The sequence below is a fragment of the Mycobacterium sp. TH-M106 genome, from assembly GCF_057473765.1.
In genome coordinates, this window is record NZ_JBYCLE010000410.1 from 1 (window position 1) to 4,294 (window position 4,294).

Below are 4,294 nucleotides of genomic sequence, written 5' to 3' on the forward strand. Positions count from 1 at the left end.
CGGGTCCAGCCGCGCCGCCGGGTTGTCGAACGCACCAACGGATGGATCAACCACTGCCGGCGACTCGACCGACACCACGAAGTCACCCCCATCGCCCACGAAGGCTTCCTGATCCTCAGCCAGATCACCTCACTGCTGCGCCGACTCGACCGCAGCCAGTTGTTCGACACGCTTTAGGCTCAGCTACCATGCGCAAGTTCATCGCCGGTGTCGCGGTCACCGCCCTGACCGGGATCGCCGGTGTGCCCGATCTGCAATTCATCCAGCCACCGGTGACGCACGCCGACATCTCGCAGCCTGCGGGATCGATGCCGATTCCGGATGGGCCGGCGCCCGCCTGGATTGTGGCAGACCTGGACAGCGGGGCGGTGTTGGCCGAGCGGGACGGCTACGCGGCACACCCGCCTGCGAGCACCATCAAGGTGTTGCTGGCGCTGGCGGCCCTCGATGAGCTGGACCTCGATTCCACCGTGATCGCCACACCCGCCGACACCCAGGTCGAATGCAGCTGTGTGGGTATCGAACCCGGCCGCAGCTACACTGCCCGTCAGCTGCTCGACGGCGTGCTGCTGGTGTCGGGTAACGACGCCGCCAACACGCTGGCCGACATGCTAGGCGGGCTCGACACCGCGGTGACGAAGATGAACGCCAAGGCCGCCGAGGTCGGCGCTGCCGACACCCATGCCACCACCCCGTCCGGGCTGGACGGCCCCGACGGCCCCGGCCAGTCCAGCCCGCACGACCTGGCGGTGATCTTCCGGGCGGCGCTGACCAACCCGGTGTTCGCCGAGATCACGGCCGCGCCGTCGGCAATGTTTCCCGGCGGCCGGGATGATCAGGGTGAGCACCCGATCGTCAATCAGGACGAGTTTCTGCATCGGTATCCGGGAGCGTTCGGCGGCAAGACCGGGTTCACCAATGCCGCCCGCAAGACATTCGTCGGTGCTGCCGCACGCGACGGCCGGCGGCTGGTTATCGCGCTGATGTACGGGCTCGTCCACGAAGGTGGCCCGACCTACTGGGACCAGGCTGCCGACCTGCTGGACTGGGGGTTCGCGCAGAATCCCCAGACCGGCGTCGGCGCGCTCTAGATCAGCTCTAGGCGCGCTGCAGACGCGCTGCAGACGCGCTCCAGACGAGCTATAGACGAGCTCCAGCCGCGGCTCAGCTCATGACCATGGTCGACAAAATGCCCAATTTTGTCTAGACACCATACAAAGCGGTTGGTATTGTCTATCGGTGCAGGTGGTGGAACTCACACGGAAGGTGGCGACATGAGCACCGCAACAAGTACCCAGACTGCGGTGTGGCGGGACAGGAAGCGCTACCTGTGGCTGTTAGGCCTGGTCGCACCCACGATGCTGGTCACGGTGCTGCCGCTGATCGCCGCGATGAACTCGCTCGGCTGGCAGGCCGCCGCGCAGGTGCCGTTCTGGATCGGGCCGATCCTGCTCTACGTACTGTTGCCCGCCCTGGACCTGTGGTTCGGTCCCGACGGGCAGAACCCACCCGACGAGGTGATGGGGCGGCTGGAGAATGACAAGTACTACCGGTACTGCACCTATGCCTACATTCCGTTCCAGTACGCCAGCGTCGTTGTCGGCGCGTACCTGTTCACCGCCTCCGACCTGAGCTGGCTGGGCTTCCACGGGCCGCTGGGCTGGCCGGCCAAGTTGGGGCTCGCGCTGTCGGTCGGTGCGCTGGGCGGCGTCGGCATCAACACCGCTCACGAGCTGGGGCACAAGCGCGACAACCTGGAGCGCTGGCTGGCCAAGATCACTCTGGCGCAAAGCTGCTACGGGCACTTCTACCTTGAGCACAACCGCGGCCACCACGTCCGGGTCGCCACGCCGGAGGACCCGGCGTCGTCCCGGTTCGGCGAGACGTTCTGGGAGTTCTTGCCCCGCAGCGTCTTCGGTGGCCTGCGCTCGGCCTGGCAACTGGAGGCGACCCGGCTGCGCCGGCTGGGCAAGAGCCCCTGGCGGCTCGGCAACGACGTGCTCAACGCCTGGCTGCTGTCGGTGGTGCTGTGGGGCGTGCTGATCGCGGTCTTCGGCCCGGCACTACTCCCGTTCGTCATCATCCAGGCCGTGTACGGCTTCTCACTGCTGGAATCGGTGAACTACCTGGAGCACTACGGCCTACTGCGGCAAAAGCTTCCCAACGGCCGCTACGAGCGCTGCGCACCCGCGCACAGCTGGAACTCCGACCATCTGGTCACCAACTTGTTCTTGTACCACCTGCAGCGGCACAGCGACCATCATGCCAACCCGACCCGCCGCTACCAGACGCTGCGCAGCATGGACGACGCGCCAAACCTGCCCAGCGGCTACGCGTCGCTGATCGGGCTGACGTACTTCCCGCCGCTGTGGCGCCGGCTGATGGACCATCGGGTGCTCGAGCACTACGGCGGCGACATCACCAAGGTGAACATCCAGCCACGGCTGCGCGAGAAGGTGCTGGCCCGCTACTCGGTGCCGGCCTGATGGCCAGCTACCGCTGCCCTGTCTGCGACTACGTCTACGACGAAGCCCATGGGGCCCCCCGGGAAGGATTTCCACCCGGCACACCCTGGGATCTGGTTCCCGACGACTGGTGCTGCCCGGACTGCGGAGTTCGGGAGAAGGTCGATTTCGCAACGATGGAGGTAACCCCGTGAGCGACTACAAGCTGTTCGTCTGCCTGCAGTGCGGCTTCACCTACGACGAGGCGCTCGGCTGGCCCGAAGACGGCATCGCACCCGGAACCCGCTGGGCCGACATACCCGAGGACTGGAGCTGCCCGGATTGCGGCGCGGCCAAATCCGACTTCGAGATGGCCGAGGTTGCGCGGTCGTGACCCACTCGGACGTTGTTTCAGCCAGCGACGGCGTCATCGACACCGACCCCGGTACACCCGGCCGCGCAGCATCACCAGATCGGGACTGCTCAGCACCGCCGGGGAGCTTCGCGGGTCTTCGGTGAAGCACACCAGGTCGGCCGGTGCGCCGTGCTGTAGCCCGGGCCGGCCCAGCCAGCGCCGGGCGTCCCAGCACGCAGCACCCAGCGCGTCGGTGGCAGTCATCCCGATACCCTTCAGCGCCTCCACCTCGTCGGCGATCCGGCCGTGGGCAACCATGCCGCCGGCGTCAGTGCCCGCGTAGATCGAAACCCCGGCCTCGCGGGCGGCGGTGATACGGGATCGGCAGCTGGCGTACAGGCTGCGCATGTGCTGTGCGTAGGCCGGGTACTTCACCGCCGCCGAGTCGGCGATGCTGCCGAAGTTCTCGGTATTGATCAGCGTCGGGACTAGCGCGGTACCGTGCGCCAGCATCAACTCGATGACGTCGTCGGTGATACCGGTGCCGTGCTCGATGCAGTCGATGCCGGCGGTGACCAGCCCGGGCAGCGCGTCCTCGCCGAACACGTGCGCGGTAACCCGGGCACCCTGCGCGTGTGCCGCGTCGATAGCTGCGCGCAGCACGTCGTCGGACCACAGCGGCGTCAGCTCGCCGGCGCCGCGGTCGATCCAGTCGCCGATCAGCTTGACCCAGCCGTCGGAGCGCCGCGCCTGCACGGCGACCGCGTCGGGCAGCTGTGATTCGTCCTCGACATCGATCGCCAACCCGGCGATATAGCGCTTGGGCCGGGCCAAGTGCCGGCCGGCGCGGATGATGCGCGGCAAGTCGTCGCGGCCGTCCAGGGGGCGAGTGTCGATCGGTGATCCGCAGTCGCGCAGCAGCAACCCGCCGACGTCGCGTTCGGTTTCTGCCTGGACCACCGCCTCGTCGAGGGTGACCGCACCGGACGGCCCGATCCCGACGTGGCAGTGCGCGTCGACCAGCCCGGGCAGAATCCAGCCGCCGTCAAACACGGTGTCGGTATCCGCGACGGGCTCGACGCTGATCCGCCCGTCAACGATCCAGTATTGGACCGGGACCTCATCGGGCAGACCACGGCCGCGCACGTGCAGTCGCACGCGGGCTACTTCTGGCCGGGAAAGTTCAGCTTGGACAGATCGAGACCGTCCAGATCGGCCAGCGCGGGTGGCAGCTCGTCGAGTCCCGCGGGCAGCTGCGACAGGTCCGGGAATCCCGCCGGCAGACCCGCCCCGAACGGGTTGCGCACCATCGGCGGGGTCGGGCCTCTCCTTTTGACGTTCTTACCTTTCTTGCCTTTGCCTTTGGTCCTGTTGTTTTTGCGGGTCGCGCTCTTGCGACCCAGCCCCGGGATGCCCATCCCGCCCATCATCGACGACATCATCTTGCGGGCCTCGAAGAACCGGTCGACGAGCTGGTTGACCTCCGACACCGCCA

Annotated in this window: 5 protein-coding genes and 1 pseudogene; 4 read left to right on the plus strand and 2 right to left on the minus strand. The window is 67.3% G+C overall.

Annotated features, from left to right (window positions below):
• Positions 1–188: 188 nt before the first annotated feature.
• The 4 genes from AC2VOP_RS14420 (at position 189) to AC2VOP_RS14435 (ending at position 2,838) form a co-directional block, all read left to right on the plus strand.
• The gene (locus AC2VOP_RS14420) at positions 189–1,091 is read left to right on the plus strand and encodes a D-alanyl-D-alanine carboxypeptidase family protein (RefSeq protein WP_486961607.1); all 903 of its coding nucleotides are present in this window, start codon (positions 189–191) and stop codon (positions 1,089–1,091) included.
• A 183-nt stretch (positions 1,092–1,274) separates the two neighbouring features.
• Positions 1,275–2,486 carry an alkane 1-monooxygenase gene (locus AC2VOP_RS14425; protein ID WP_486961608.1) on the plus strand — a complete coding sequence of 404 codons (1,212 nt, stop codon included), beginning with the start codon at positions 1,275–1,277 and terminating at the stop codon, positions 2,484–2,486.
• Positions 2,486–2,659 carry a rubredoxin gene (locus AC2VOP_RS14430; RefSeq protein ID WP_486961609.1) on the plus strand — a complete coding sequence of 58 codons (174 nt, stop codon included), beginning with the start codon at positions 2,486–2,488 and terminating at the stop codon, positions 2,657–2,659. The genes AC2VOP_RS14425 and AC2VOP_RS14430 overlap by 1 nt, the downstream gene beginning before the upstream one ends.
• Positions 2,656–2,838 (plus strand): rubredoxin, encoded by a 183-nt coding sequence (locus AC2VOP_RS14435; RefSeq protein WP_486961610.1) that lies wholly within the window; start codon positions 2,656–2,658, stop codon positions 2,836–2,838. Before AC2VOP_RS14430 ends, AC2VOP_RS14435 begins: the two co-directional genes overlap by 4 nt.
• A 33-nt stretch (positions 2,839–2,871) precedes the next feature.
• Here the strand turns inward: AC2VOP_RS14435 and AC2VOP_RS14440 are convergent, their stop codons facing one another.
• The gene (locus tag AC2VOP_RS14440; protein WP_486961611.1) at positions 2,872–3,957 is read right to left on the minus strand and encodes an amidohydrolase family protein; all 1,086 of its coding nucleotides are present in this window, start codon (positions 3,955–3,957) and stop codon (positions 2,872–2,874) included.
• A 5-nt stretch (positions 3,958–3,962) separates the two neighbouring features.
• Positions 3,963–4,294 (minus strand): annotated as a pseudogene (locus AC2VOP_RS14445) (signal recognition particle protein); the annotation flags it as partial.

Excerpts from the sequence above, each read along its gene's own strand:
- AC2VOP_RS14420 (WP_486961607.1), top strand. The coding sequence starts at position 189 with ATGCGCAAGTTCATCGCCGGTGTCGCGGTCACCGCCCTGACCGGGATC.
- AC2VOP_RS14425 (WP_486961608.1), top strand. The coding sequence starts at position 1,275 with ATGAGCACCGCAACAAGTACCCAGACTGCGGTGTGGCGGGACAGGAAG.
- AC2VOP_RS14430 (WP_486961609.1), top strand. The coding sequence starts at position 2,486 with ATGGCCAGCTACCGCTGCCCTGTCTGCGACTACGTCTACGACGAAGCC.